Annotated in this window: 2 protein-coding genes and 2 pseudogenes; 2 read left to right on the forward strand and 2 right to left on the reverse strand. The window is 48.2% G+C overall.

Annotated features, from left to right (window positions below; translation table 11 throughout):
- Positions 1-770, forward strand: a 770-nt coding sequence (gene dsbD / locus R7M72_RS24250; protein WP_318056362.1) for a protein-disulfide reductase DsbD, incomplete at its 5' end; no start/stop codon positions are given.
- Between the two features lie 194 nt (positions 771-964).
- Positions 965-1,594, forward strand: a complete 630-nt coding sequence (locus tag R7M72_RS24255) for a response regulator transcription factor (protein WP_005465748.1) — start codon at positions 965-967, stop codon at positions 1,592-1,594.
- Positions 1,595-1,597: 3 nt separating this feature from the next.
- Here R7M72_RS24255 and R7M72_RS24260 read toward each other — a convergent pair.
- Both R7M72_RS24260 and R7M72_RS24265 read right to left on the reverse strand, forming a co-directional pair.
- Positions 1,598-1,816, reverse strand: a pseudogene (locus R7M72_RS24260) (transporter associated domain-containing protein); the annotation flags it as partial.
- Positions 1,815-1,922 (reverse strand): annotated as a pseudogene (locus R7M72_RS24265) (formate/nitrite transporter family protein); the annotation flags it as partial. The pseudogenes R7M72_RS24260 and R7M72_RS24265, both read right to left, overlap by 2 nt.

Here is a 1,922-nt window from a genome sequence, read left to right on the forward strand (position 1 = left end):
CACTACTCTACGTTGCACAAAGTGGTGACTTGCTGACTGGTGGTATTGCGCTTTACGCACTGGCGATGGGTATGGGTATTCCGCTGATTCTCGTGGCGGTATTTGGCAACAAACTGCTGCCAAAAGCCGGCGGTTGGATGGACCGCGTGAAGACACTATTTGGTTTCATTCTGCTGGCAGCACCAATCTTCTTGCTTGAGCGCATCTTGCCAGAAATGTGGTCGACGGCGTTGTGGTCTGCGCTCGGTATCGCGGCATTTGGTTGGTTGTATCACATCAAAAACAGCTTGGAGTTTGGTGGCTGGAAGCAAAGCGCAATTGGCATTATTGCCGTCCTCGGTTTGTTCGCCTCCGCGCAACCAGCACTGAATTATTGGTTTGGCAATCACGAAACCCAAGCACAGCAAACAACGGTTAGCTTTACTCGCATTGCTAATGTGGCCGAGCTTGAAGAGCAACTGGCGCTGGCGAAAGCAGCAGGTAAACCTGTCATGCTCGACTTCTACGCCGACTGGTGTGTAGCGTGTAAAGAGTTTGAGATGTACACCTTCCACGATCCAAAAGTCGAAGCCAAGCTGCAAGACTTCGTGTTGCTGCAAGCGGATGTCACCAAAAACCAAGTGCAAGATATTGAGCTACTCAAACACATGAACGTACTGGGTTTGCCGACCATCGAATTCTGGGATGCGAAAGGCGAACACGTTTCAAACGCTCGTTTAACTGGCTTTATGCAAGCCGAGCCTTTCTTAGAGCACATCAATCGATTCTGATATCACATCATTCAAACGCCAGCGATTTTCGCTGGCGTTTTTTGTTGCACAGATTTGAATGAGAAAAATGCGGCTATATGCAATTTTCCTAATAAAAGTCGATTTGGTTCAGACTTTTAGCGAATAAATATTGTCCACCTTCTCAAAGCTGGACAATAATTCATTTAACGAAATAGTCAAAAGTGTTTAACGTCATGGATTCGACCTACACCATCATCATCGCCGATGATCACCCTCTCTTCCGTAATGCATTGTTCCAATCGGTACACATGGCTGTCAGTGGTGCCAATCTGCTTGAAGCAGACTCTCTTGATGCCCTGCTTGCATTACTCGCCAAAGAGGAAGAGCCGGATTTGGTGCTGTTGGATCTCAAAATGCCTGGGGCTAATGGAATGTCGGGGCTTATCCACTTAAGAGCGGAATACCCAGATTTGCCTATCGTCGTGGTATCCGCCAGCGAAGAGCCAACGGTGGTGAGTCAAGTGAAGAGCCATGGTGCGTTTGGCTTTATTCCGAAATCGAGTGATATGCGTGAACTGGTCAATGCACTCAACCAAGTGCTCAATGGCGACCCATACTTCCCTGAAGGGCTGATCACCAATAACGCAGCGTGTAATGATTTGGCAGAGAAGATTGCCGCGCTAACGCCACAGCAATACAAAGTGTTGGGGATGTTGTCTGATGGCTTGCTGAACAAACAAATCGCTTACGAGTTGAATGTATCAGAAGCCACCATCAAAGCACACATGACGGCGATTTTCCGCAAGCTCGGCGTGAAGAACCGCACGCAAGCCGTCATCATGTTAACGGAAATGAATGATTAGAACTTAGTCCTCCTCTTCCCCTTCCTCTTCTTCATTGGGTAAACGTAAACCAACCTTAGTTACTTGGTGATCCACCACGTCCGCGATTACCCATTGCAATCCTTGCCATTCAAACTGGTCGCCCAAAACAGGCGTGCTACCCAGTTGTTCTTCAACAATATTGCTCAAGGTTTTATCTTGCAGTTCATCGCCCAAATTCAAACCGTACATCATCGCCACGTCGGCCGGATACTGAACGCGCAGTCATGTTGCCAGTCACGCCTAGACACACCATTAGGTTACAGAAGATGCCGCGTACGAAACACGTGATCCATCCGTCCATACCCAT

It is taken from the genome of Vibrio sp. YT-18 (assembly GCF_033337345.1).
Taxonomy (GTDB): Bacteria; Pseudomonadota; Gammaproteobacteria; order Enterobacterales; family Vibrionaceae; genus Vibrio; species Vibrio alginolyticus.

Coding starts and splice junctions, on each gene's coding strand:
- R7M72_RS24255 (WP_005465748.1), top strand. CDS start 965: ATGGATTCGACCTACACCATCATCATCGCCGATGATCACCCTCTCTTC.